We start from the raw sequence: 21,753 nt of genomic DNA on the forward strand, positions 1-21,753 counted from the left end.
GATTGAAAATGATAAATTTTATCTTTAGTGAATAGATTAAAACTCTTGAGATCATCAAGTAGAGTTGACAGAGCTATAACTCCCGGTTTGAATTATTTCATCGGGATATAGAGAGAGTACAAAACAACAATATGCAATATGCTACATTTTCTATGTATAGAAGAGCATGCGACTGTACTGTGTTTAAATTTCACACATAAGTGATCATTAAATTAAGAGGGGAATTTTTCGCAGAATTTTTTTCATGTTAACTTAGTTTTCGGTCGGTTTATCTTTTTTATAATTATTAACAAATACAAATTATTAATTAACAATCATTAACAAATATACATTTATTTTGATTATAATAATATAATAAATCATAAATGTTTAATACTAATCTTTTAATCTATTTCAAATAAAATATTGATGAATTTATCTCTGTATTATTATGTTAAATGATTATTGTCAAAATTAGAAATTGCAACACATATACAAGTACGTATTTATACTGATTTTACTTATCGATTTATCTTCACACAAAAAAGAACAATAAAAATGTATAGCAAAGTCTTTTATTTTGACCAAACTGAATAGTTAATCCGTTATGAATTTTGACACCGATTTTAAAAAAAAATAGTTTAATTTCGAATAATTTGGTATTTATAAAGAATGATTATCCGAGAATTTGCTTAGATTTTTCAGTTAAAATTTCAAGATCCTCTTTATCGCTTATACACTGCTGACCAACATTGAGCACCTTTCTTGCATGTTTCTTTGCAGCGTCTTTATATTTTTGGTTTTTTACCATTTTATGTATAAGCACCAAAGCATCCATTAATTTGAGAACGACGGCAGTATTCCCGGAAGAATATAATCTTATCTGATTGAAAGCAACATCAGTAACCAGTTCAAAATCATATGCATTGGTAATTACGCGAAGATTTTCTTCGTCATCAAAACGATAGCTTGGCGGAAATTTTTTAGTTGACAGATAACACAGTGTGGAAGTCAGATTATCTATACAGGAAATCGCAGTATACGGATCATTTACTCCCGGAGACAACGCTCGTACCGCAATTTCTACCATCTGGTGAATAGACAATTCAATATCCTGCTGTGACGTTCTTGCGCTTCCCAAAATAAACTGCTTTTGTATTTTTTCTAAAATATCTTCTTCAATCTCATGATAATAAAAAGTACCCAAATCAATTCCTTTTACAATGTAACTTCCAGGTCTATAATTGAGTTTTATAAGGCTTTTACTCTCTGTAGCCAATTGTAATAAAGCATCAATATCGACATATTGTACATATCCATATTGAGTGGCAGGAATAGATATTTCCTTCCGATAAATTGCGGTTTCTTCTTTTAAATCAGCAATAATTGGTTCTTCCTGCTTATCATCTTCAGTTTCGGGAAATAATTTTTTGACTTCTTTGCCGATGGAAACAGAAATTTCCGAAATAACATGATCGGCCTGAATACTTATCGCAATACGATGGATAAATATAATAAGCAGCACAATATTCATCACCGCAAAAAGAATGGAGAATAAGATAGATAATGAAGGAATAAACTTGTAATCTTCGGTATCTTTTATTGTATTTAATACGATAAGGCAATAAATATATGTTGAAATATACGTTCCTAAAACTACCTGATTTAATCGTACATACATAAAATTTCTGATCAATCGGGGTCCGAATTGTGAGGAAGCAAGCGTTAAAGCGACCAAAGTCACAGAAAAAACAGTACCCGCAACCCCAATCATCGCTCCTGATATGGTAGAAAGTACGCTCCTCGCTGAAGCTGAACTTCCTATAAAAAAGAATCTTTTGATGCCTTCGTTTTTTAATGCTAAATTTCCGTCAATACTTAAAATAAGAATTGCAAAAAATATGGCTCCAACGATAATAATCACCGGAACAAACCAAAAGGTTGATTTTAACTCACTCCAAAAGAAAAGCAGTTTTTTCATAAACTGAATATACTAAAAAGATATGATTTCTAGTGGTTTAGATAATTATCTTTTTATGTTGATTACTTATTCGTAGGATAATGATGTTTAGTTTATATTGAATTTTTTTTGACAGATTGTACTCTTTCTTGTAACTTAGTGTTATAAAAATTTAATACAAATGCTTAAAAAATCAACAAAAGAAATTTTATTACAAGATTTGTTAGAAACGAAACAGCTTCTGGTGGATGCGTTTGATGATAAAGAAGTTCCATTTATCAAAGGAGGCGCAATCGATCAGTTTTTCACTGGAAAGGCTTTGGAATTTCAAAGAAATATGATCCTTTACGAGAGCCTGATGAATTCAGGAAAAATAAAGGACAACGAAGGGAATACAATAGCTTCACTGGAAAAGATAGCTCTTGACCTAGCCGATATTAAATCAAAACTTGATAATCAATATTAAATGTGGCTGGATTCTTAAAATAAAAAGAGAGCAAATAAATTATTTGCTCTCTTTATAACTATATAGTTATTAATTGAAGTTACGCTATTTTAACGTTAACTGCATTAACACCTTTGTTTCCATTTTGTAAATCGAATGTTACGACATCATTTTCACGAATATTATCAATTAGACCTGAAGTGTGTACGAAAATGTCTTGACCACCAGCTGATGGAGTAATAAAACCAAATCCTTTTGTTTCGTTAAAGAATTTTACTGTTCCTTGTTGCATTGTATTATGTATTAAAAATTGTATTCTGTTTTATAGGGATTATCCCAGTATTTTGATTATAAATCAAAACAATAATAAATTTTGAGAGAAAAAAAATGGATGAATAGAATTTAAGAGTGAAAATCGAACTTCTTAAAAGGCAGTACACCTAAAATATTAATGACAAAATTAATCGGCTATTTAAAAATCTGATTAGTATTAAATCTAATACAGATTATTCAGTTGCCTTATTATTTTACAAATGTATGCTAAATAAATGACACTCACAATATTAATTTCAATTATTTATTTATTTTAATGAAAGAGCAGTAAATAAAAACGAAGAAAAACGTTTTAATGGCAAAAAAGAGACCATTAAAATTATGAATCTATATTAATATTGATAAGAGAGATTGTAATGCAACTTAGATAATTTCTAAACTTACAAGATAAAATACATTACAAATTTTAAGATAAGATTATAAAGTAGAGCGATATTAAAACGACAATTGGCTTTGCATCGCAGACTGCAATGTTCTGATTTGCTTTCTATCAAAGAAAACCAGATCCACATGAATGCTCTTTCTTGAACTTTGGGACTGAATTTTTAGGTTTAAATGATCTTTAACGAATCCTTCTTTAATCATAAACTGTTGAATTAAAGTAATTGGAAATTCAACTTTCGGACGTACATATCCTTTTGGTGAAAATGGATGAATTTGTCTTACAGTAAAGCAACCTCCAGAATTTTCAACTTCAGTACTCCTTATTCTTATTAGAAATGTGAGAATAAGGACTATAACTCCGCAAAAAAATAAATCAAGAAAAATATGTTTATAGAGAATAATACCAAAAATCGGTAAAACAGAAATAAATAGCAGGACATAGGTCGCCGCCTTAACGAACTTACTATTTGAAATTTTCATATTGCTATTTGTTATATATTATAAGTAATAATACTTATTATATTTATCTTTATAAATGATTTGAATGCAAAAATAAATAAAATATGTTCACTATGCAATAAAAAAAAATTAACACATTAATTTAGAAGCTATTATTTTTAATCTCTCATAAAGCAATTGTTTTCTTAAAATAAGTGAGTCAAATCAATACTAACGAGCAAGTCGAATTCCTGTATATTGCCATTTAAGATCTGTTTGAAAAAAGTTTCGATATGTATTTCTACTGTGTCCATTTGGGGTTGCTTCAGATGCACCACGAAGAACCATTTGATTAACCATGAATTTTCCATTGTACTCACCTACAGCGCCTGCTTCTTTGGTAAAACCCGGATAAGGCAAATATGCAGAATTTGTCCATTCCCAGCGATTTCCCCATTCCAATTGATTAGAGGCAACTTCCCATTCTGCTTCAGTAGGCAGACGCATACCCTTCCAGGAAGCAAAAGCTGAGGCTTCATAAAAATTAATATGACAGACTGCAGAATTTAAATCTAATTCTTTCAGACCATCCAAAGTATAATTCATCCATTTGCCATCAATCAAATGCCAATACAAAGGAGATTTTGCTTCTTTCTGCTTTACCCAATCCCAGCCTTCTGCATGCCAATATCTAAAATCTTGGTAGCCGCCAGCTTCTATAAATTCTAAATACTCGTTATTGGTGACCACTTCACTTGAAATTTCAAAATCATTCAAATAAACTTTATGTCTTCCCAACTCATTATCAAAACAGAAACCTGTACCATTAAAACCAATTTCATAAACACCTTCTGAAAAACTAAGCATTTCTTTACTGCGGTAAACTTTCTTTTCTATATCAAGCTGTTTTCTGTAAGCCGGAAAAAGCGGATTGTGTCCCAAAATATATTTTATGTCAGTCAATAATAATTCCTGATGCTGCTGTTCATGATTGAGACCGAGTTCCAATAGCGGTTCTATCTCTTTTGTCAACAGACCGTTCTCAAGAAAGTTTTTCATTTTTTCGTCAACATATTCTCGGTATTTATAGACATCAGCAACAGACGGACGGCTCAGATTCCCTCGATCTGTACGTATTACTCTGGCTCCTACCGTCTCATAATAGCTGTTGAAAACAAAATTATATTGAGAATCGAAGACCTTGTAATCAGGAAAATTTGGTTGTAAAATAAAAGTTTCAAAAAACCATGTTGTATGGCCGAGATGCCATTTGGGTGGACTTACATCAACGATTGGTTGCACCACATAATCCTCAATTTCCAGAGGTTCGCAGATTTTAACTGAATGATTTCTAATATCAGAATAACGTTTCAAAAAATTGTTAACGCCAATTTCTTCTGTAAGTATAGTTGAATTTGGTTTCATATGAATTATTTAGATTAAACAACTTGCCAGATAGAGTCTACAAACCAGTTTTTGGAATCGGTAATTTCTGCAAGAACATGAAATTCTGAGCTTTCTGCCAGTTTATTGATATCAGCTTTAGAAAATTTTTGGGATATTTCCATATCGATCAACTCATCTTTTTCAAAGCTAAATATATGGTTATCTATGTGAACATCTTGTTTTTCAAGACTTACGAGATAACTTTTGCATGCTCCTGAAGCAGGGTCGTACGTTTGATAATGCTGAAATTGAGTAACATCAAAATCTGCTTCCAATTCACGATTGATTCTCAGAAGAAGATTTAGATTAAATGATGCGGTAATGCCTTCGGTATCATTATAGGCATTGAGTATAGTATGTGGATTTTTCTTTAAATCGAACCCGATCAGCAAAAGATCACCTAAGTTTAGCTTTTGGTTGAGCTCACGGCAAAAATTATAAGATTCTTCTAAATCCATATTACCGATGTTTCCCCCTAAAAAAAGAACTACTTTTCGTCTTTTTGAAATAGAAGTTGCCTTATCGAGCATATTAAAATAATCGCCTTCTAAAGTAACGATATCCATTGTCGGCAGTTCTTTACTGAATTTTTCATTGAGCACTGAAAGAATATTTCCTGAAATATCAATTGGCATATAAGTAAAATCAATATTTTTCTGTACCAGAAACTTCAGCAGATAAGATGATTTCATTGCATCACCAGCGCCCAACTCAATCAAATCGAAAGGTTCATCGTTACCTAAAATAATATCGGCTAATTCTTGGGTTTTATTTTTAAATATATCAAGTTCACAGTTGGTTAAATAATAGTCGGGCATCTTCATGATCTGTTGAAAAATCTGATCACCTGCTTTATCATAAAAATATTTTGAAAACATTTTTTTGGGATTGCTGCTTAGTCCTTCCAATACATCAGATCGAAAAGTATCGATATTACTCTTTCCAATCTGCAGATCTGTATCAAACTGTGAATTCATATATACTATTTTTGATTTGCTTTTAAAACTACAACTATCTTGCCGACAATGTTGAAACATAATACTAAGTTAAAGAAACTTTTTAGTTACCTGTCACTCTTATTGGATGTTATCCAATTGAATGGCAATTATATTTACATCTAAGATTGCATAAAAGTAAACAAATATGTCTTGTAAGATATATTTCTTAGTCATGAAAGATATTAGACAAATTATACAGAATGGAAATCTATTAATAATAGGCTTTAAAAATAGCTTAGAACAATGCAGCATTACAATGCATTTAAAGGTATAATATAATATGAAAGAGTGTGTTTTAGTGTAAATAAAATTGAGATTTATATATTAATTGAATTGCTAAAATCATCAGAATGAATCCAAAAATTACTTAATCTGAAACAAAAAAATCCCTTAAAACGTTGTTTTAAGGGATTTGAATAAATCTTAAAGATTTTTTGCGATCCGGACGGGACTCGAACCCGCGACCTCCGCCGTGACAGGGCGGCATTCTAACCAGCTGAACTACCGGATCAATTTTATTAAAGTTAAAATTGTAAAACTTATGCGATCCGGACGGGACTCGAACCCGCGACCTCCGCCGTGACAGGGCGGCATTCTAACCAGCTGAACTACCGGATCTTTTCACAATGCCTGAAGAATTACCTTCCTTTATTGTGGTTGCAAATATATAGCTTTTTTGATTATCTGCAAACTATAATTATTAATTTTCTTACAATTGGAGATAAATCACAGATTATCAATCTGATTATTTTAAATTAAGCTTAATATTAAAATAGTATCAGCACGCTGCAAGACAGACATAAGATCAATTTTCAAAGCATCTTCAGAAAATTTATTGCAATATTTCAACAAATCTTGGTGATTGGAAATATTCTTAGAATTTTTTTCTTCAAAATAATTCGTGCAATTAATTTGTATGTAATTTTAATAATTAGATTTATCGTTACCAATCCACAACATTATTACATCAAATTGAATGATTTATAAAAATTGCCTTCTCAAATACAACAATAAAAAAAGCTTTAAAACAAATGTTTTAAAGCTTTTTTATGCGATCCGGACGGGACTCGAACCCGCGACCTCCGCCGTGACAGGGCGGCATTCTAACCAGCTGAACTACCGGATCTTTTTCACAACTTTCAGAAGTATCTTCCGTTATTGTGATTGCAAAAATACAAATTTTTGGCAATTCTGCAAATCTTTAGAAACAAAAAATGCTTCCCAAACCGGAAAGCATTCATTATCAAATGATTTTTTTTATAAGTGTGCGCTTAATTTCTCAGCGATTACTTCTTTTGGCGTTACACCAACCAATTTATCTACTACCTCACCATTCTTGAAAATAAGAACTGTAGGGATATTTCTGATTCCGTATTGCATAGAAATTTCCTGGTTGTTGTCTACATCTACTTTTCCTACTAGAGCTTTACCTTCAAAATCTGTTGCAACTTCTTCGATGATCGGTCCTAAAGTTCTGCATGGTCCACACCATACTGCCCAAAAGTCTACCAATACTGGTTTATCTGATTTTAAAACCGTTTCCTGAAACGAGCTATCCGTAATTTCTAAAGCCATTTTTTTATCTTTTAATTATTAATATTCTATTTAATTTCCTGAGTCAAAATTACCATTTTAAAATGAAAAGCTTATCTATGCTCAACATTTGTATTTTCTATAACAAAATCTTTAGAAATTTCTTTCAAAGCATCTACAAAAACATCAATATCTTGTTTTGTTGTCATATGGCTGAAAGATACACGCAAAGGAGTACAGTGATCCATTTCTTCTTCCGAAAGCACCATCATCATGACCATGGAAGGTTTTGAAGCTCCAGATGAGCATGCACTCCCCTGGGAAACAGCAATCCCTTTCATATCAAGCTGCAATCCGATTAAAGGATTTTTGTAAGGCAGTAAAAGGCTTACCAAAGTGTACAAACTATTGTCCGCTTCTGAGCTTCTACCGTTAAATTTCACATCAGGAATTTCTGCAGAGATCCTCTCTATTGTATATTGTTTAATATCCTGCATATGCTGTGTATAAGCTTCCATGTTGTTTAATGAAAGCTCCAGAGCTTTACCTAAACCAGCAATACCTGCAACATTTTCGGTACCTGCTCTCAAGCTTCTTTCTTGAGGACCACCCGTGATAATACCTTTCATACCGCTAGATTTTCTGATGAAAGCAAAACCAATTCCTTTCGGACCATGAAATTTATGAGCACTGCATGATGCAAAATCCACAGGAATGTCTGAAAAATCAAGATTCATGTGTGCCATCGTCTGTACGGTATCAGAATGAAAAAGCGCATTATTTTCTTTGCAAAGCTGCGCTATTTTCTTAATATCAACGATGTTTCCAATTTCGTTATTGGCATGCATTAAGCTCACCAATGTTTTTTTATCTGAACTTTTAAGTAATTCTTCTAGTTTAGCTAAATCAATATCTCCTTTTTCATTGGGACGAATGTAAGCAACCTCAACACCTTTTCTGTTTTTCATATCCAGAATACTCTCAGAAACACATTTGTGTTCCATCGGCGAGCTGATGATTCTTTCAATACCAAGATGCTCAACGCTTGATTTGATAATCATGTTATTAGATTCTGTACCGCAAGAGGTAAAGATAATCTCAGCGGGAGTTACATGTAGATAATCTGCAACCTGCCTTCTTACATTTTCTATAAGAATTTTTGCTTCCTGACCAAAACTGTGTGTAGAAGAAGGATTCCCGAAATTCACCTTCATGGTATCAACCATTGCATCGATTACTTCTTCTGAAAGAGGCGTTGTAGCAGCGTTATCTAAATATATTTTATTCATTTTTTAGTTTGAAGATTTTAATTGTACTGAAGTGAATTGATAGTTTGAAGGGACTGAGAAAATAAACCAAGGGTTTGAAAGTACCTGAATTTGCATTCCGCCCGATTCACGCATCGGAACTTCCACATACAGCACATTATCTTTTACAGAAATATTTTTTATTTCTCTCACGGTATGATCACCTGCCCTGAATGAGCCTATATTATACAGAACTACCTTCTTATTAACAGGAAATGCGGGATACTTTACGACAGGTTCACTTCCTAGTTCTACAAGCGAAGTTCCCTGTTTAGATTTTATTACATTCTGAAATTCCTGTTCATCTTTTATAATTACAAAGCCAGCCTGCTCGGCACCACCTTGTGATTCAGACATTATAATTTCACCTTTATTCTGCATATCATCAGATTTTTGTGCAATTGTGCTTGTACAACTCATCAGGGTTGCAAAACAAAAAATCAGCAGTTTATTCATTTTACTTTTATTAATCCTTCAAAATTAATGAAAAAATTGGTAATGACCTTCATTTGCCCATTTCAGCATTGGCTTATCTCCTGAAGTATCTCCAAACGCTATGATTTTATCGTACTTATAGTCTGAAATTTCTTTTTTTATACGTTCTAATTTTTCTTTTCCATTGCAGTTTTTACCAATAAAGTTTCCTGTAAAAACCCCATTTTTGAACTCTGCCTTTGTAGAAACAAGATTCATCTGTAATTTTTCGGCAAAAGGTTTAGCCCAAATATCTAACGAGGCAGTTACCAAAAGACTTTGTGTATTTTCTCTATCTATATTTTTAATAAAATCTAAAGCATTTTCTCTGACAATTTTAGGATAATTTTCCTCAAAAAACTGTTTAGATTTTTCTTCTATTTTAGACTGAAGTTGCCCTTTCAAAACAGAACCAATGAAACTTCTTTTTACTTTTTCGGTCTCAGCCAATCTTAGTTTTAATAAAATAAAAAGTGGAATATGCTTCAAAAACTGCACGCGGAACTTGGAAGGATTGTAGAATTTAAGATACAGAAACATGGTATCTTTATAGGTAATAGTTCCGTCAAAATCAAAACAATACAATTTTTTCATGCTACAGTTAAAGCTTTAATTTTTTAAATATAAACTCAGGAATATTTCTGATGATCAACATTATAACGCCCCAAATCGGTAAAACGTATGCAACATTCTTTTGTTTTTTGAATGCGCTGTAAATACATTCTGCAGCTTGCTTTGGCGTGGCAGTCAGTTTCGGGTTTAATGGTAAACCTTCTGTCATTTTTGTTGCCATAAAACCAGGTTTTACGGTTAAAACATGCACCTTTTTTCCGAAAAGATAATTACGAAGACCACTTAAATAAGCTGTAAACGCTGCTTTTGCACTTCCATAAATAAAGTTACTCTGTCTTCCGCGATCTCCTGCAACCGACGAAAGTCCGATAATTGTCCCGGATCTTTTGCTTTCAAATTTTTGAGCAAAATAATTCATAACAGGAACCAATTTTGAATAATTAATATCAATAATCCGTTCTGTATTTTTATTGTCGTATAAACCATCTTCAGTGCTTTCTCCCAAATAACCGGTCGCACAGAACAGGACATTTGAATTGACGTGATCGAAATCAAAATAATTGATGTCTTTCGTCAAGTCGAGTTCAATAATTTCAGATTGCTGCAAAAATTTCACATCGATATGTTTTGCAAAGCGTTCCGTTGCTTCTTTGTTTGAGGTAAAAAGATAAATTCTTTCATACTTTTCGCCTTCCTGCAAAGCTTTTTCCACAAAAGCCTGTGCCACTTCCGATGTACTTCCGAGAACTATCATTTTACTTATTATTTAAGATTCTTTTGTGCTGTAAAGACACAAATTTTGAACTTTCTACGTTTTTGAGATAATCGGTAAGCGAAGATTTGCTCATGCTGTCTTTGGTAAGATAAATTCTGCCTCTGAATTCCTGCACGGTTTGATCTAATTGTTCAACCAGTTTTTTCAGCTTAGAATTTACCTTAAAATCTAACGCAAGAGTATATCCTTCGATTGGAAAAGAATTGTATGCTTCAGGATTATTTTTCCCGAATAATTTCAGAACGGCAAGAAAAGAACCGTTTCCGCTGTTGGCAATGGTTTCAAGAATTTTTTTCATTCCTTCTTTTCCATTTTCTTTCGGAATCACCATTTGATATTGGATGAAACCAGATTTACCGTAAATCTTATTCCAATCATTAACAGCATCTAAAGGATAGAAATAAGTTTCGTAATCAATAATATTCTTCACCTCTTTTTTTGTCTGTCTTTTATAATATAACAGATTGAAAAGCTTTACAGTAAGAGCATTCAAGACAAATCCGGGAAAATAGAAGGGAACAGTCGGAGAAAATTTTTTCTTTAATCTTAACGGATTTTTAGAAAACTTCTGAGGAAGCTCGTGCGCAAAAGCATGCTCGCCTCTCATCAGAATACTTCTTCCTATATCTTTTCCTTTTTGCAGACAGTCGATCCATGCAACCGTATAAGTCCAGCTTTCACTTTCATCAAATAGCCTAAATATTTCGTCTAAATTTTCAGCTTTTATACTTTCCTGACGAATGTAGGCTGTTTCAATATTTTTAAGTTTAAATCTTGCTGAAAGAATAATTCCTGTAAGTCCCATTCCGCCGATTGTAGCATAGAATTTCTCAGAATTCTCTTCTTTAGAACAGATTATGATGTCGCCATTCTCTGTCATCAGTTTAAAATCGAGCACATATTCTGAAAAGCAACCTTCAGAATGATGATTTTTTCCGTGAACATCAGAAGCAATTGCTCCGCCCACTGAAATCAATTTTGTCCCTGGAGTTACATAAAGAAAATATCCCTGCGGAACTGATATTTCTAAAACATCAGATAACAAAACACCGGACTCACATTCGACAATTCCGTTTAACCGATCAAAACTGATGAATTTATTTAATTTTTTAGTAGAAAAAATATGCTCGCCTAATGAAGCATCACCATAACATCTACCGTTTCCTCTTGCAATTACTTCGTTATTATTCAGAACAAATTCTTTAATCTTTCTGAAGCTGTCTTCCGACTTCATTTCTTTTTCTACGATGGGAAAATTGCCCCAGTTTGTAACTTTTTGTATGAAATTTTGCTTCATAATTACAGTAGATTAAAATTATGAATACTTTCTTTAAAATAGATCAATATTAAAAACGAGATAACCCACATCACCAAAGTAATCTGAATATACCGATCTCGGTACAAAATCTTCGTAGGAGATTCTGTACGATTATAAACCAATGTTTGCTGCAAATATCTTAGAAATGCAAAAACAACAAATATTACGGTATAAAAAATACTGGAATGTGATTTGAGCTGAACCTCCGGAGAAAGCGTAAACATAAGATAACACACTATCGCCAACGTCACCGAAATAGAAAGCGCAATATCTGCAAACTGCACATTGTAACCATCCAAAGATTTTCTTGTTTTCCCTGAAACCTGTGCATTAATAAGCTCGCCTCGTCGTTTTCCTATTGCAAGAACTAACGCCAGAACGAATGTCAATAAAGTTGCCCATTGCGAAATAAAGATCCCTGTAATGTAACCACCCGCCTGTACACGAAGTACAAAACCAATAGCAATGATAAAAATATCAATAATGGGAACGTGCTTTAATTTGAATGTATAAGCAAGATTCATCACGAAATAAAACACGATTATGAATGCGAATTTCCAGATTGGGGTATTAAAATAGTATTGTGCAAATAAGATCAATGCCAGATCCACAATGATTAATCCTATTAAAATGCTTATTGCCGTTTTCTTCGAAACAGCTCCACTTGCAAGCGGGCGCCGTCTTTTTTCGGGATGCTTTTGATCTGCCTCGATGTCGTTATAATCATTAAGAATATAAACAACGCCTGCAGCGAGAGAGAATATGATGAATGCAAAAATACTTTTACTAAGTAAATCTAAATTTTTAACATTACCAGAGAAAAAAAGCGGAACGAAAACAAAAAGATTCTTCACCCATTGTTCTACCCGAAGTAATTTTAAATATTTCTTCATTTATGTGGTTTCGATTGCAAAAATAGTGATTTTACGACAAAAAAATCAGGTATAAAAATACAAAAAAACCGCCAAAGCGGTTTAAGAAATAATATTTATATGTTAAATGACTATTGACCCTGTTGAGCGTCGTTAATCATTTTCTCATTTGCTGTGATCGCAAACTCAACTCTTCTGTTTTTTGCTCTGCCTGCATCAGTATCATTAGAAGCAACAGGCATTGCCTCTCCTTCTCCTAAAGCAAATAATCTGCTTGATGCAATCCCTTTAGACATTAAATAAGATTTTACAGAATTTGCTCTCCTTTCTGATAGCTTTTGATTGTAATCATCTGCTCCCTTGCTATCAGTATGTCCGTAAATATTGATGTTGGTATCTGGATTATCAACTAAAACTTTAGTCAATTTATCAAGATTTGTTTTAGCAAGAGCCGTAAGGTCTGATGAATCAAATGCGAAAGTAACAATACTTTCATTCATTGTGATTTTAATACCATCTCCTACTCTTTCTACCTCTGCACCAGGCAAAGTTTCTTTGATATCTTTTGCTTGTTTATCCATTTTATTACCGATAACGTTACCTGCAACACCACCGATAATACCACCTAAAACAGCTCCTAATGCAGCATTTTTACCTTTACCTACATTGTTCCCCAATACACCACCAATTACAGCTCCTGAAGCAACTCCTACTGCAGTACCTCTCTGTTGGTGATTTGAATTTTGTACGGCTTCACAACTCGTTAATAACAAAGCTGATGATAAAAATAATCCTGCGATATATGTTTTATTAAATTTCATTTTAAAATATTTTATTTATTATTTAGTATAGTCCATTCCTGTTCTTTCGAAGTTGTAAACAACTTTTACAGAACTTCCTTCAAATGGAACATTTTGCTCTAAAGAAAACTGGTCAGTCATAGAATTAACTACGTTTAGAGTATATCCAGCTGTATTTTGTTTTGCTTTTGTACCGTCTACAATTTTTTTGAAAGTGAAAACATCACCTTTAATATCTACCTTAATCGGCTGTATAAATTTAGGGCAAGATCCTCCGCCATTTAATGTATAAGAACCTGAGTAATTGTTTGGAATAAATCTCCAGTGACTTCCTACAAAGCATTGTGCATCTGCTCCTTCGTCGAAAGGTTTAATTTTATAAGCCTTATCGTAGTCGATACTTACAATCTGCCAATCACCTTTCATTTTTAGAAATTCTGATCTTACGGCTTGTGCATTTTTAGCTTTATTCACTGTGGAACAAGACACTGCAAAAAGTGAGGTTCCCACTATACTTGCAAGTAATAGCTTTTTCATATTGTAGTTTTATTATTTTAACATTAAAGATAATACAAAAAACCGTGCCAAATTTTATTTATTCAAAAAAACAAGCCTGAAAAACTCAGGCTTATTTATAAATTATTTCTTAAATGTATTTGATTACTATTTCTTTACAGATTTCTTAACCGGTCTCGATTTTTTAACAGTTTTTGTTTTAACAGTATTCGATTTTCCGTCGTAGAAATTAGTATAAGCGTATTCTGCTGCTTTTTTCACATCGATTACACCGCCTGCCTGAGATTTTTCTCCGAATTCATTTTCTGTACTTGAATTGCTTGTTTTTACTAAAGCTTCAATAATCTGTGCAGGTTTAAGATTTGGCATATAAGCAAGCAATACCGCCGCTGCTCCTGCTGCTACAGGTGATGCCATAGACGTTCCTTGCTGATAACTGTAATCGTTGGTAGGAATCGTAGAATAAATTTCTTCTCCCGGAGCAAATACATTCACCATTTTTTTATTGTAATTTGAGAAGCTGGCTCTCAATTCGTTATTTCTGTTGGTACTTGCGCCTACCACCATTACATTATTCACAAAAGGTGCTTCGTCTGTAACATTTTTAAAGTTGGTAGGATAAGCCAGATGTTCCGCAACATCTTCATTTTCGTTTCCGGCAGCTTTCACTAACAAAACACCTTTATCCTGAGCGTATTGAAACGCATCCCAAACTACATTTTTACCTGGCGAAACTGGTTTTCCGAAGCTCATATTTAAAATTTTTGCTCCGTTGTCTACTGCATATCTTATCGCATTGGCAACATCTTTATCTCTTTCATCACCGTTGGGAACTGTTCTTACCGACATTATTTTTGCAACTCTTGATGCCACACCATATTGTACTTCTTTTCCTTGTGGCAGACCAGCAATAATTCCTGAAACGTGTGTTCCATGTTCTGCATCTGGGCCTTGGTAATGATTATTTCCATAAATTCTTTCAGAATAATCATTATAATTGTCGCCTACAATTTCTGCTCTAGGATCATAATTAAGATCATATTGCTTTGCCATTGGACCAAAATGATCTAGCGCACCCTTCATTTCAGTTTTCATTAATGTTTCAATCTCAGCAGGTGTTTTTCCGGCGAATGCAGGATCTTTGGCAACATTGGTAAGAACTTCCAATGCGACCGCTTCAAGCTGGGTTGATGGCTTTCTGTTTTTTATATTTTCAGCCGTTAATGGTTTACCGTCTAAAACAGCTACCATTGAAGGAATAGCATCATTGATCATTGAATAACGCTGAAAACTCTGTCTTGCATCAATACTTTTTTTAGTAAAAAGCTCTTTAGACTTCATATACATGGCAAACTCTTCCGGCATTTTTGCCTGATTTGCTTTATTCTGAGTCGAATTATCTCCTTCAAAAACAGGTTTGTATTTTGCAACAACTCTGGTAACTTCCATGTTATCAATGCCGATGTCACCATTTTTTCCACCGATAAAATTCCATCCATGAACGTCGTCTATGTATCCATTTCCGTCATCATCTTTACCATTGTTTGGAACTTCATTAGGGTTTTTCCACATATTTTTCACCAAGCCAGGGTGATCTACCTGAACTCCGCTATCCAAAACACCAACAACTACTGTTTTAGGTTTTAAACCTTTTGATTCTAAAAACTTGTATGCATTTTCTGTATTAACACCATAAACTTTTGTCGTCGCAAAATCTTTATGATACCAAGTCATTAAATCTTTATTTTCTTTTGGATCAACTGCAGGAGTCTGCTGAGCTGATGAATAAGTAAAGCCTGCTAAAAAAACAGCGGCTAACATTACCTTTTTCATATGTAGAATTTATTTATTAATTTAATAATCATCCACAAAAGCAATATCTATCGGCATTTTACCAATTATACAGCTTTCTCTGATTATAATTTTTTAATATGTTTAATATAAGTCATCGATTCCGGGCCTTTGTTACAAATAAGATCCACAATCGACAAATCATTCAAAAATCCCATTTTATCTGAGAACGTCTGATAATATTCATCCATCTCATATTCTGAAGGTGTTTTCGCAGAAAATTTTTCTCTAAAATTAACCTCTTCCGGATTTTTGATATATTCTTTATTCAAAGAGTATGCCTTTTCTGTTTTTAAAATATCTAAAATAATCTTAATGCTTTTGATATTAAAATCTAATAGAAATTTTTCTTTGTTTTCGAAAAGCTTTATCAGCTTATCTTCATAATATTCGAAATACGGAGAACTTTGATAGGCTGTTTTAATAGATTTCCAATGAAGCTTCTGCCAATCTTCGCGATAAGACATTTCAGTATTTTTAAATTCACGGCTTCCATTGTGATTGATCGGAATAATTAATGAAAGCTTTCCATTAGCACCATAAATATTGGTACGGTTTCTAAAGGTCTGCTTCGGAAAAGTTTCAAACTGTTCGAATACAACTTCATTTTCAGGATTCAAAAATTCTGAAAACCATGAAATTGGCGGTAAATAAAACACCGGTAATAATATATTCTGCATAACTATTATATAGAAAAATGAAGCATTTTTTCAAACACTTCATTTTATTTATTTTTAATTTTAATTATATCTCGTCTTCTTTTTTCTTCTTTCCGAATAATTTCATAAGATATTCCCAGCCAAAGAAAAGAACAAGAATCATTGCTGCAATCCACCAATAAGAAGTTTTGTCGGCTTCTCCGGTATTGGTTGCTTTAAACATTCTGTCCCAACGAACTTTAAATGGTGCCTGATACGATGATCCATTATCACTAAACGCCCCTTGCAAACTCATCCAAGTAAACATCGGTTTTCCAACGATATTTTCTTCAGGAACAAAACCAAAGAATCTCGCATCAAGAGAAGCATCTCTGTTATCCCCCACCATCATATAATAATCCTGTTGGATTGTATATTGATTCGTTTCTTTTCCATTGATGAATATTTTACCGTTTTTGTTTTCTAATGAATTATGCTCGTAATTTTTAATAATCCATTGATATTCAGGGAATGTCTGTTGGTTTATTGTAACCACATCTCCTTTTTTTGGAATTTTTAACGGACCATACTGATCCTGATTCCATCCACTGTTAATCGGAAATATAGAATTCGTAGTATCAATTTTGGTTCTTGTCTCATCACGGTATGCAATAGCTGATTCACCTTTCGGCTGAATATGTTCCTGCATATCAATTACCTGAGGAAGTTTTTTAATTTCAGCAGCTGTCTTTGCAGTTAAGCCCTGAAAATAATATACAAATCCGCCTTTTTCATTTTGCCCTTCCTGAACAGGTAAAAATCCAAACGTGTTATATAAACTTGGAATATCTAACTGACTTCCTGTGTTTACAATATATCTGTGCTGAACTTCCTGATCTCCTAAAACAGTTTCAGGTTTTCCGTTGACGAAAAGTCTACCGTCTCTCATCTCAAAAGTATCTCCTGCAACAGCAACCAATCTTTTTACATAAGGATCTGCTCTGTCTAGTGAAGCATGCACAGAATCTCTCGGATAGTTGAAAACGACAATATCATTTCTCTGAGGCTTACTGAATTGGAAAATTCTTTCGTATGGTAATTTTATTCCTTCAACATATGATTTTGGATCATCTTTAGGATTTCCAGGTTCACCGGTATCCATTATTGTTCCCTGTAGGAAAGGAATGGCTACAGGACGCATTGGCAATCTGTAACCGTAGCTCCATTTATTTACAAAAAGGAAATCTCCAACCAGTAAAGTTCGTTCCATTGAACCGGTCGGAATCCCGAAAGGCTGTGTAACAAAAACGTGGATGATGGTTGCAAAAACTACCGCAAAAGTGATTGATCCCATAAAGGTATCTTTCTTTTTTGCGTTTTTTTCTTCTTCCGTTAAATACAAATCATTTTCATCCTCAAGCTCGGTTTCTTTAGAATAGTTTACCGTTGCCATATAGATAAACGGCAAAATTACCGTCAATAACTGATCTTTAAATAGGCTTTTCCCGAACTTTTTCATTAAATACAAATGAAAAACACTCATCATAATAGGACCTACAATCGGTAAATATGATAAAATCGCCCACCATTTCGGGTGTTTCGTTTCTTTAAGTATAATGAAATAATTATAGAAAGGTATAAATGCGAATAACGGACTATACCCCAATTTCTTAAACAGCTTCCAAGTGGAAAGTCCCATCAATACTGATAAAATGAGAACATAAACTGTATACGTTAAAAAATAATTCATAAATTTTTGTGCCTAATCTGTAATTATGATTAATGAGCAATGTGTAATAAGTAATAGATTCTTATACAAATTCTCTATTATTAGTTTGCAATGTAGAAATTTTGTTACAAATCTAGAGTCCTAAAACATCTTTCATTGTAAAGTTTCCTTTTTTATCTTTAATCCATTCAGCAGCAACTACCGCTCCCAAAGCAAAGCCGTTTCTGTTGTATGCTGTATGTTTTATTTCGATCTCGTCTACTTCACTTCTGTAATAAACAGAGTGAGTTCCCGGAACTTCATTTTCACGGATGGCAAAAATACCCAATTGTTTTTCCTGAGTTTCTTCCAGCTTCCATGCATCAAATTTATCATTGTTCTTAATGATTCCTTCAGCAAGAGAAATTGCGGTTCCACTTGGGGCATCTAGTTTGTGAATATGATGAATCTCTTCCAGCTGACAAGAATATTCATCAACATTCTTCATCAAACCAGCTAATTTTTCATTTAAAGCAAAAAATAAATTCACCCCTAAACTAAAATTTGAACCATATAAAAACGCCGTTTCATTTTCAACAGCTAATTGTTCAACTTCAGATTTTCTTTCCAGCCAGCCTGTAGTTCCACAGATCACCGGAATTTTATTTTCAAGACAAGCTTTAATATTATCAAAAGCCACTTCAGGAAGTGAAAATTCAATCACGACATCCGGGTTGTTAAGATTTTCAGCAGTCGGAGTTTCTTTCAGTCGGGCAACAACTTCATGTCCTCTTTTTAAGGCAATCTCATCGATAATCTTCCCCATTCTTCCGTATCCAACTAATGCTATTTTCATAAAATTTTGAAACTTATTATCTTACTATTTATTATTTTCCTAGAATCTGAAACTTAAAGCCAAGCCTGTTTTCGGAGGATTTGTATTAAGATCATCATAGATTACCGCAGGAGCTAATGTTAAATCAGGATCTTTACGACCTTCATATAAATGGGCATCTACAACAGCATCTACAATATTTAAAATATAAATTAAACCTGTAATCGCAATTGCATAATCTCTCTGCCTCTTCACTCTGTCTTGCGCATTTCCTAACGCCACTTTATCAAGAGTTGGGTTTCTGTCTAAGAAGTCATTTTGAGCACCATTAAGTTTTGCAATATAATATTCACGATACTTTTTATATTGATTTTGGTTCCAGACTGCGATACCTACTCCGGTTCCTACTGCTCCCAAAACAACGGGAACTTTCCAGTATTTTTTATTGTAAACCTGTCCCAAACCCGGTAATACAGCAGAATATAGACCTGCTTTTGTGGGATTCAGTTTTTTTATTTTCAGAGATGCGGGTGCGTTTGCTTTTTCTATATCATCAACGACTTGAGCTTCAGCCTGAGCCTGAGGTTTTGCAGCAGGAATAGTATCAGTCGCATAATGCTCTAATCTGATAGTATCTCTCGGATTGGTTTGTGAGAAAGCTAATCCTGATAAAAAAAGAAAAAAGGTGAAAACTATTTTTTTCATTTATTTAATATGAGATAAAATATATTCCAGCTCATCTTCATTTTTAAAATCTAAAACAATCTTGCCTTTTTTGCCGGTACCTGTTGTTTTTATCTCCACTTTCACATCAAGAATATCTGAAATTGCTTTCTGCGCTCTTTTATAATTATTAGAAAGCTCAGCTTTTGCTCTTTTAGCAGCCGGAGATTTTGGATTTTTCAAAGCAGTCGCCGCTTGTTCAGACTGACGTACATTCAGTTTTTCTTTGATAATTAAATCAAATAAAACTTGCTGATGCTCTTCATTTTCAAGACTGATGATTGCTCTTCCGTGACCGGCAGAAATTTCTCCGCTTCGGATTGCATTCTGAATATCCGGACTCAATCTCAACAATCTCATCGAATTGGTGATCGTACTTCTGTCTTTTCCTATTCTTTGGCTTAAATTTTCCTGAGTAAGGCCGATTTCTTCCAAAAGTCTGTGATAGGTAAGCGCAATTTCGATAGCATCAAGATCTTCACGCTGAATATTTTCCACAAGAGCCATTTCCAAAAGCTCCTGATCATTCACCAAACGAATATATGCCGGAATAGTCGTTAATCCTGCAATTTTACTCGCTCTGAAACGTCTTTCCCCGGAAATAATCTCAAACTTCTCACCGTCTTTTCTTAACGTAATAGGCTGTATAACACCTAAGTTCGTAATCGACTGTGCAAGTTCGTTTAATGCTTTTTCATCAAAATAAGTTCTTGGCTGTGTCGGGTTCGGATAAATATCTTCAATGGAAACTTCCATGATATTTCCTACAAATTTATCTGCTCCCTCATCAGTTGCTGTATTGACCGTAGCTTTGGATTCTGCACTTAGAATTGCTCCCAAACCACGTCCCATCGCTCTTTTTTTGTCCTTCATTTTTGTATAAATGATTATTGATTAATGATAATTGTTTAATTATTAAATACAAAAATCATTTTAATTTTTTACTAAATTTTCGTTTCTCAGCAACACTTCTTCTGCAAGCTGAATATACTGGATGGCGCCTTTACTTTCAGCATCATAATTAAGGATACTTTCACCGAAACTTGGCGCTTCACTCAATCTTACATTTCTGCTGATGATGGTTTCAAAAACCATTTCCGGAAAGTGTGCATTTACCTCTTCCACTACCTGATTTGAAAGTCTTAAACGGCTGTCATACATCGTCAACAACAATCCTTCGATATCTAAATCTTTATTGTGAATTTTCTGAACGTTTTTAATCGTATTCAAAAGCTTACCAAGACCTTCCAAAGCAAAATATTCACACTGAATCGGGATAATCACAGAATCTGCAGCTGTTAATGCATTTACCGTAATCAAACCTAAACTCGGTGCGCAGTCGATGATGATATAATCATAATCGTCTCTCACTTCCTGCAATGCTTTTTTCAGCATATACTCACGGTTATCTTTGTCTACCAATTCAATTTCGGCAGCTACCAAATCGATATGAGAAGGTACGATATCAAGATTCGGAGTCGTTGTTTTCTGAATGCAATTTCTTGTTTCAACACTGTGCTCCAAAAGATTATAGGTAGAATACGGCACTTCTTCCACACCAAGACCGGATGTTGCATTTGCCTGTGGATCTGCATCAATGATCAGTATTTTCTTTTCTAAAACTCCTAATGCTGCAGCTAAATTTACGGCAGTAGTAGTCTTTCCTACTCCACCTTTCTGATTAGCGATACCTATAATTTTTGCCATTGCTCAAACTTTAAGCCTCAAAAATACACTTTTTTCTCTGCTCTTGGGGAATGACTAAAACGAAAATAGAGTTAAAATATTGTTAACAAGCATTTTAGACATTAAAAAAATTATCCACAAAAATAAATCTTTGTGGATAA

22 protein-coding genes and 3 tRNA genes are annotated in these 21,753 nt (G+C 33.6%); 1 reads left to right on the top strand and 24 read right to left on the bottom strand.

The annotated features are described in order from the left end of the window. Window positions 1-655: 655 nt before the first annotated feature. Window positions 656-1,960: a DUF2254 domain-containing protein gene (locus EG358_RS16800; protein WP_076561144.1), complete on the bottom strand. Its 1,305-nt coding sequence runs from the start codon at window positions 1,958-1,960 to the stop codon at window positions 656-658. Between the two features lie 160 nt (window positions 1,961-2,120). Between EG358_RS16800 and EG358_RS16805 the strand changes: the two genes are divergently transcribed. Next, window positions 2,121-2,405, top strand: a complete 285-nt coding sequence (locus EG358_RS16805) for a hypothetical protein (RefSeq protein WP_076561143.1) — start codon at window positions 2,121-2,123, stop codon at window positions 2,403-2,405. Between the two features lie 79 nt (window positions 2,406-2,484). Here the strand turns inward: EG358_RS16805 and EG358_RS16810 are convergent, their stop codons facing one another. The 23 genes from EG358_RS16810 to EG358_RS16920 form a co-directional block, all read right to left on the bottom strand. Continuing rightward, window positions 2,485-2,676, bottom strand: a complete 192-nt coding sequence (locus EG358_RS16810; protein ID WP_076561142.1) for a cold-shock protein — start codon at window positions 2,674-2,676, stop codon at window positions 2,485-2,487. 476 nt (window positions 2,677-3,152) lie between these two features. Beyond that, window positions 3,153-3,581, bottom strand: a complete 429-nt coding sequence (locus tag EG358_RS16815; protein ID WP_076561141.1) for a hypothetical protein — start codon at window positions 3,579-3,581, stop codon at window positions 3,153-3,155. Between the two features lie 189 nt (window positions 3,582-3,770). After that, the gene (gene egtB / locus EG358_RS16820) at window positions 3,771-4,964 is read right to left on the bottom strand and encodes an ergothioneine biosynthesis protein EgtB (protein ID WP_076561140.1); all 1,194 of its coding nucleotides are present in this window, start codon (window positions 4,962-4,964) and stop codon (window positions 3,771-3,773) included. Between the two features lie 14 nt (window positions 4,965-4,978). Continuing rightward, window positions 4,979-5,962 carry an L-histidine N(alpha)-methyltransferase gene (locus EG358_RS16825; RefSeq protein ID WP_076561139.1) on the bottom strand — a complete coding sequence of 328 codons (984 nt, stop codon included), beginning with the start codon at window positions 5,960-5,962 and terminating at the stop codon, window positions 4,979-4,981. Between the two features lie 458 nt (window positions 5,963-6,420). Then, window positions 6,421-6,494: transfer RNA gene (locus EG358_RS16830), tRNA-Asp, on the bottom strand. A 33-nt stretch (window positions 6,495-6,527) separates the two neighbouring features. After that, a tRNA-Asp gene (locus EG358_RS16835) sits at window positions 6,528-6,601 on the bottom strand. Window positions 6,602-7,035: 434 nt separating this feature from the next. After that, window positions 7,036-7,109, bottom strand: a tRNA-Asp gene (locus EG358_RS16840). Between the two features lie 131 nt (window positions 7,110-7,240). Further along, the gene (gene trxA, locus EG358_RS16845; RefSeq protein WP_076561138.1) at window positions 7,241-7,558 is read right to left on the bottom strand and encodes a thioredoxin; all 318 of its coding nucleotides are present in this window, start codon (window positions 7,556-7,558) and stop codon (window positions 7,241-7,243) included. Between the two features lie 71 nt (window positions 7,559-7,629). Continuing rightward, window positions 7,630-8,805 carry a cysteine desulfurase family protein gene (locus EG358_RS16850; RefSeq protein WP_076561137.1) on the bottom strand — a complete coding sequence of 392 codons (1,176 nt, stop codon included), beginning with the start codon at window positions 8,803-8,805 and terminating at the stop codon, window positions 7,630-7,632. Window positions 8,806-8,808: 3 nt separating this feature from the next. Then, entirely contained in the window at window positions 8,809-9,279 is a 471-nt protein-coding gene (locus EG358_RS16855; RefSeq protein ID WP_076561136.1) for a hypothetical protein, read from the bottom strand. A gap of 24 nt (window positions 9,280-9,303) precedes the next feature. Next, complete coding sequence (locus EG358_RS16860; protein ID WP_076561135.1) at window positions 9,304-9,891, bottom strand: HAD-IB family hydrolase; 588 nt, start codon at window positions 9,889-9,891, stop codon at window positions 9,304-9,306. A gap of 7 nt (window positions 9,892-9,898) precedes the next feature. Further along, window positions 9,899-10,624, bottom strand: a complete 726-nt coding sequence (locus EG358_RS16865; RefSeq protein WP_076561134.1) for an SDR family NAD(P)-dependent oxidoreductase — start codon at window positions 10,622-10,624, stop codon at window positions 9,899-9,901. A 1-nt stretch (window position 10,625) separates the two neighbouring features. Beyond that, window positions 10,626-11,942 (bottom strand): FAD-binding oxidoreductase, encoded by a 1,317-nt coding sequence (locus EG358_RS16870; protein ID WP_076561133.1) that lies wholly within the window; start codon window positions 11,940-11,942, stop codon window positions 10,626-10,628. Between the two features lie 2 nt (window positions 11,943-11,944). Further along, window positions 11,945-12,856: a UbiA prenyltransferase family protein gene (locus EG358_RS16875; protein ID WP_076561132.1), complete on the bottom strand. Its 912-nt coding sequence runs from the start codon at window positions 12,854-12,856 to the stop codon at window positions 11,945-11,947. A gap of 110 nt (window positions 12,857-12,966) precedes the next feature. After that, a complete protein-coding gene (locus tag EG358_RS16880; RefSeq protein WP_076561131.1) occupies window positions 12,967-13,656 on the bottom strand; it encodes an OmpA family protein in 690 nt (229 codons plus the stop codon). Between the two features lie 18 nt (window positions 13,657-13,674). After that, a complete protein-coding gene (locus tag EG358_RS16885; protein ID WP_076561130.1) occupies window positions 13,675-14,172 on the bottom strand; it encodes a lipocalin family protein in 498 nt (165 codons plus the stop codon). Window positions 14,173-14,298: 126 nt separating this feature from the next. Next, entirely contained in the window at window positions 14,299-15,984 is a 1,686-nt protein-coding gene (locus EG358_RS16890) for a S8 family serine peptidase (RefSeq protein WP_076561129.1), read from the bottom strand. A gap of 83 nt (window positions 15,985-16,067) precedes the next feature. Further along, on the bottom strand, window positions 16,068-16,682 hold the full coding sequence (locus tag EG358_RS16895) for a WbqC family protein (protein WP_076561128.1): 615 nt from the start codon (window positions 16,680-16,682) through the stop codon (window positions 16,068-16,070). A gap of 64 nt (window positions 16,683-16,746) precedes the next feature. Continuing rightward, the gene (gene lepB / locus EG358_RS16900) at window positions 16,747-18,390 is read right to left on the bottom strand and encodes a signal peptidase I (protein WP_076561127.1); all 1,644 of its coding nucleotides are present in this window, start codon (window positions 18,388-18,390) and stop codon (window positions 16,747-16,749) included. A gap of 112 nt (window positions 18,391-18,502) precedes the next feature. Next, window positions 18,503-19,204, bottom strand: a complete 702-nt coding sequence (gene dapB, locus EG358_RS16905; RefSeq protein ID WP_076561126.1) for a 4-hydroxy-tetrahydrodipicolinate reductase — start codon at window positions 19,202-19,204, stop codon at window positions 18,503-18,505. A gap of 39 nt (window positions 19,205-19,243) precedes the next feature. Then, window positions 19,244-19,888 (bottom strand): DUF5683 domain-containing protein, encoded by a 645-nt coding sequence (locus EG358_RS16910; protein WP_076561125.1) that lies wholly within the window; start codon window positions 19,886-19,888, stop codon window positions 19,244-19,246. Continuing rightward, the gene (locus EG358_RS16915; protein WP_076561124.1) at window positions 19,889-20,779 is read right to left on the bottom strand and encodes a ParB/RepB/Spo0J family partition protein; all 891 of its coding nucleotides are present in this window, start codon (window positions 20,777-20,779) and stop codon (window positions 19,889-19,891) included. It lies immediately after the preceding gene. A gap of 60 nt (window positions 20,780-20,839) precedes the next feature. After that, window positions 20,840-21,613, bottom strand: a complete 774-nt coding sequence (locus EG358_RS16920) for a ParA family protein (RefSeq protein ID WP_076561123.1) — start codon at window positions 21,611-21,613, stop codon at window positions 20,840-20,842. Between the last annotated feature and the right edge of the window lie 140 nt (window positions 21,614-21,753).

Origin of the sequence: Chryseobacterium indoltheticum, from assembly GCF_003815915.1 — a bacterium.
GTDB lineage: Bacteria > Bacteroidota > Bacteroidia > Flavobacteriales > Weeksellaceae > Chryseobacterium > Chryseobacterium indoltheticum.

What these genes read in the sequence shown, in the direction of transcription:
- EG358_RS16800 (WP_076561144.1), bottom strand. Translation starts at nt 1,960, where the DNA reads ATGAAAAAACTGCTTTTCTTTTGGAGTGAGTTAAAATCAACCTTTTGG.
- EG358_RS16805 (WP_076561143.1), top strand. Translation starts at nt 2,121, where the DNA reads ATGCTTAAAAAATCAACAAAAGAAATTTTATTACAAGATTTGTTAGAA.
- EG358_RS16810 (WP_076561142.1), bottom strand. Translation starts at nt 2,676, where the DNA reads ATGCAACAAGGAACAGTAAAATTCTTTAACGAAACAAAAGGATTTGGT.
- EG358_RS16815 (WP_076561141.1), bottom strand. Translation starts at nt 3,581, where the DNA reads ATGAAAATTTCAAATAGTAAGTTCGTTAAGGCGGCGACCTATGTCCTG.
- egtB (WP_076561140.1), bottom strand. Translation starts at nt 4,964, where the DNA reads ATGAAACCAAATTCAACTATACTTACAGAAGAAATTGGCGTTAACAAT.
- EG358_RS16825 (WP_076561139.1), bottom strand. Translation starts at nt 5,962, where the DNA reads ATGAATTCACAGTTTGATACAGATCTGCAGATTGGAAAGAGTAATATC.
- trxA (WP_076561138.1), bottom strand. Translation starts at nt 7,558, where the DNA reads ATGGCTTTAGAAATTACGGATAGCTCGTTTCAGGAAACGGTTTTAAAA.
- EG358_RS16850 (WP_076561137.1), bottom strand. Translation starts at nt 8,805, where the DNA reads ATGAATAAAATATATTTAGATAACGCTGCTACAACGCCTCTTTCAGAA.
- EG358_RS16855 (WP_076561136.1), bottom strand. Translation starts at nt 9,279, where the DNA reads ATGAATAAACTGCTGATTTTTTGTTTTGCAACCCTGATGAGTTGTACA.
- EG358_RS16860 (WP_076561135.1), bottom strand. Translation starts at nt 9,891, where the DNA reads ATGAAAAAATTGTATTGTTTTGATTTTGACGGAACTATTACCTATAAA.
- EG358_RS16865 (WP_076561134.1), bottom strand. Translation starts at nt 10,624, where the DNA reads ATGATAGTTCTCGGAAGTACATCGGAAGTGGCACAGGCTTTTGTGGAA.
- EG358_RS16870 (WP_076561133.1), bottom strand. Translation starts at nt 11,942, where the DNA reads ATGAAGCAAAATTTCATACAAAAAGTTACAAACTGGGGCAATTTTCCC.
- EG358_RS16875 (WP_076561132.1), bottom strand. Translation starts at nt 12,856, where the DNA reads ATGAAGAAATATTTAAAATTACTTCGGGTAGAACAATGGGTGAAGAAT.
- EG358_RS16880 (WP_076561131.1), bottom strand. Translation starts at nt 13,656, where the DNA reads ATGAAATTTAATAAAACATATATCGCAGGATTATTTTTATCATCAGCT.
- EG358_RS16885 (WP_076561130.1), bottom strand. Translation starts at nt 14,172, where the DNA reads ATGAAAAAGCTATTACTTGCAAGTATAGTGGGAACCTCACTTTTTGCA.
- EG358_RS16890 (WP_076561129.1), bottom strand. Translation starts at nt 15,984, where the DNA reads ATGAAAAAGGTAATGTTAGCCGCTGTTTTTTTAGCAGGCTTTACTTAT.
- EG358_RS16895 (WP_076561128.1), bottom strand. Translation starts at nt 16,682, where the DNA reads ATGCAGAATATATTATTACCGGTGTTTTATTTACCGCCAATTTCATGG.
- lepB (WP_076561127.1), bottom strand. Translation starts at nt 18,390, where the DNA reads ATGAATTATTTTTTAACGTATACAGTTTATGTTCTCATTTTATCAGTA.
- dapB (WP_076561126.1), bottom strand. Translation starts at nt 19,204, where the DNA reads ATGAAAATAGCATTAGTTGGATACGGAAGAATGGGGAAGATTATCGAT.
- EG358_RS16910 (WP_076561125.1), bottom strand. Translation starts at nt 19,888, where the DNA reads ATGAAAAAAATAGTTTTCACCTTTTTTCTTTTTTTATCAGGATTAGCT.
- EG358_RS16915 (WP_076561124.1), bottom strand. Translation starts at nt 20,779, where the DNA reads ATGAAGGACAAAAAAAGAGCGATGGGACGTGGTTTGGGAGCAATTCTA.
- EG358_RS16920 (WP_076561123.1), bottom strand. Translation starts at nt 21,613, where the DNA reads ATGGCAAAAATTATAGGTATCGCTAATCAGAAAGGTGGAGTAGGAAAG.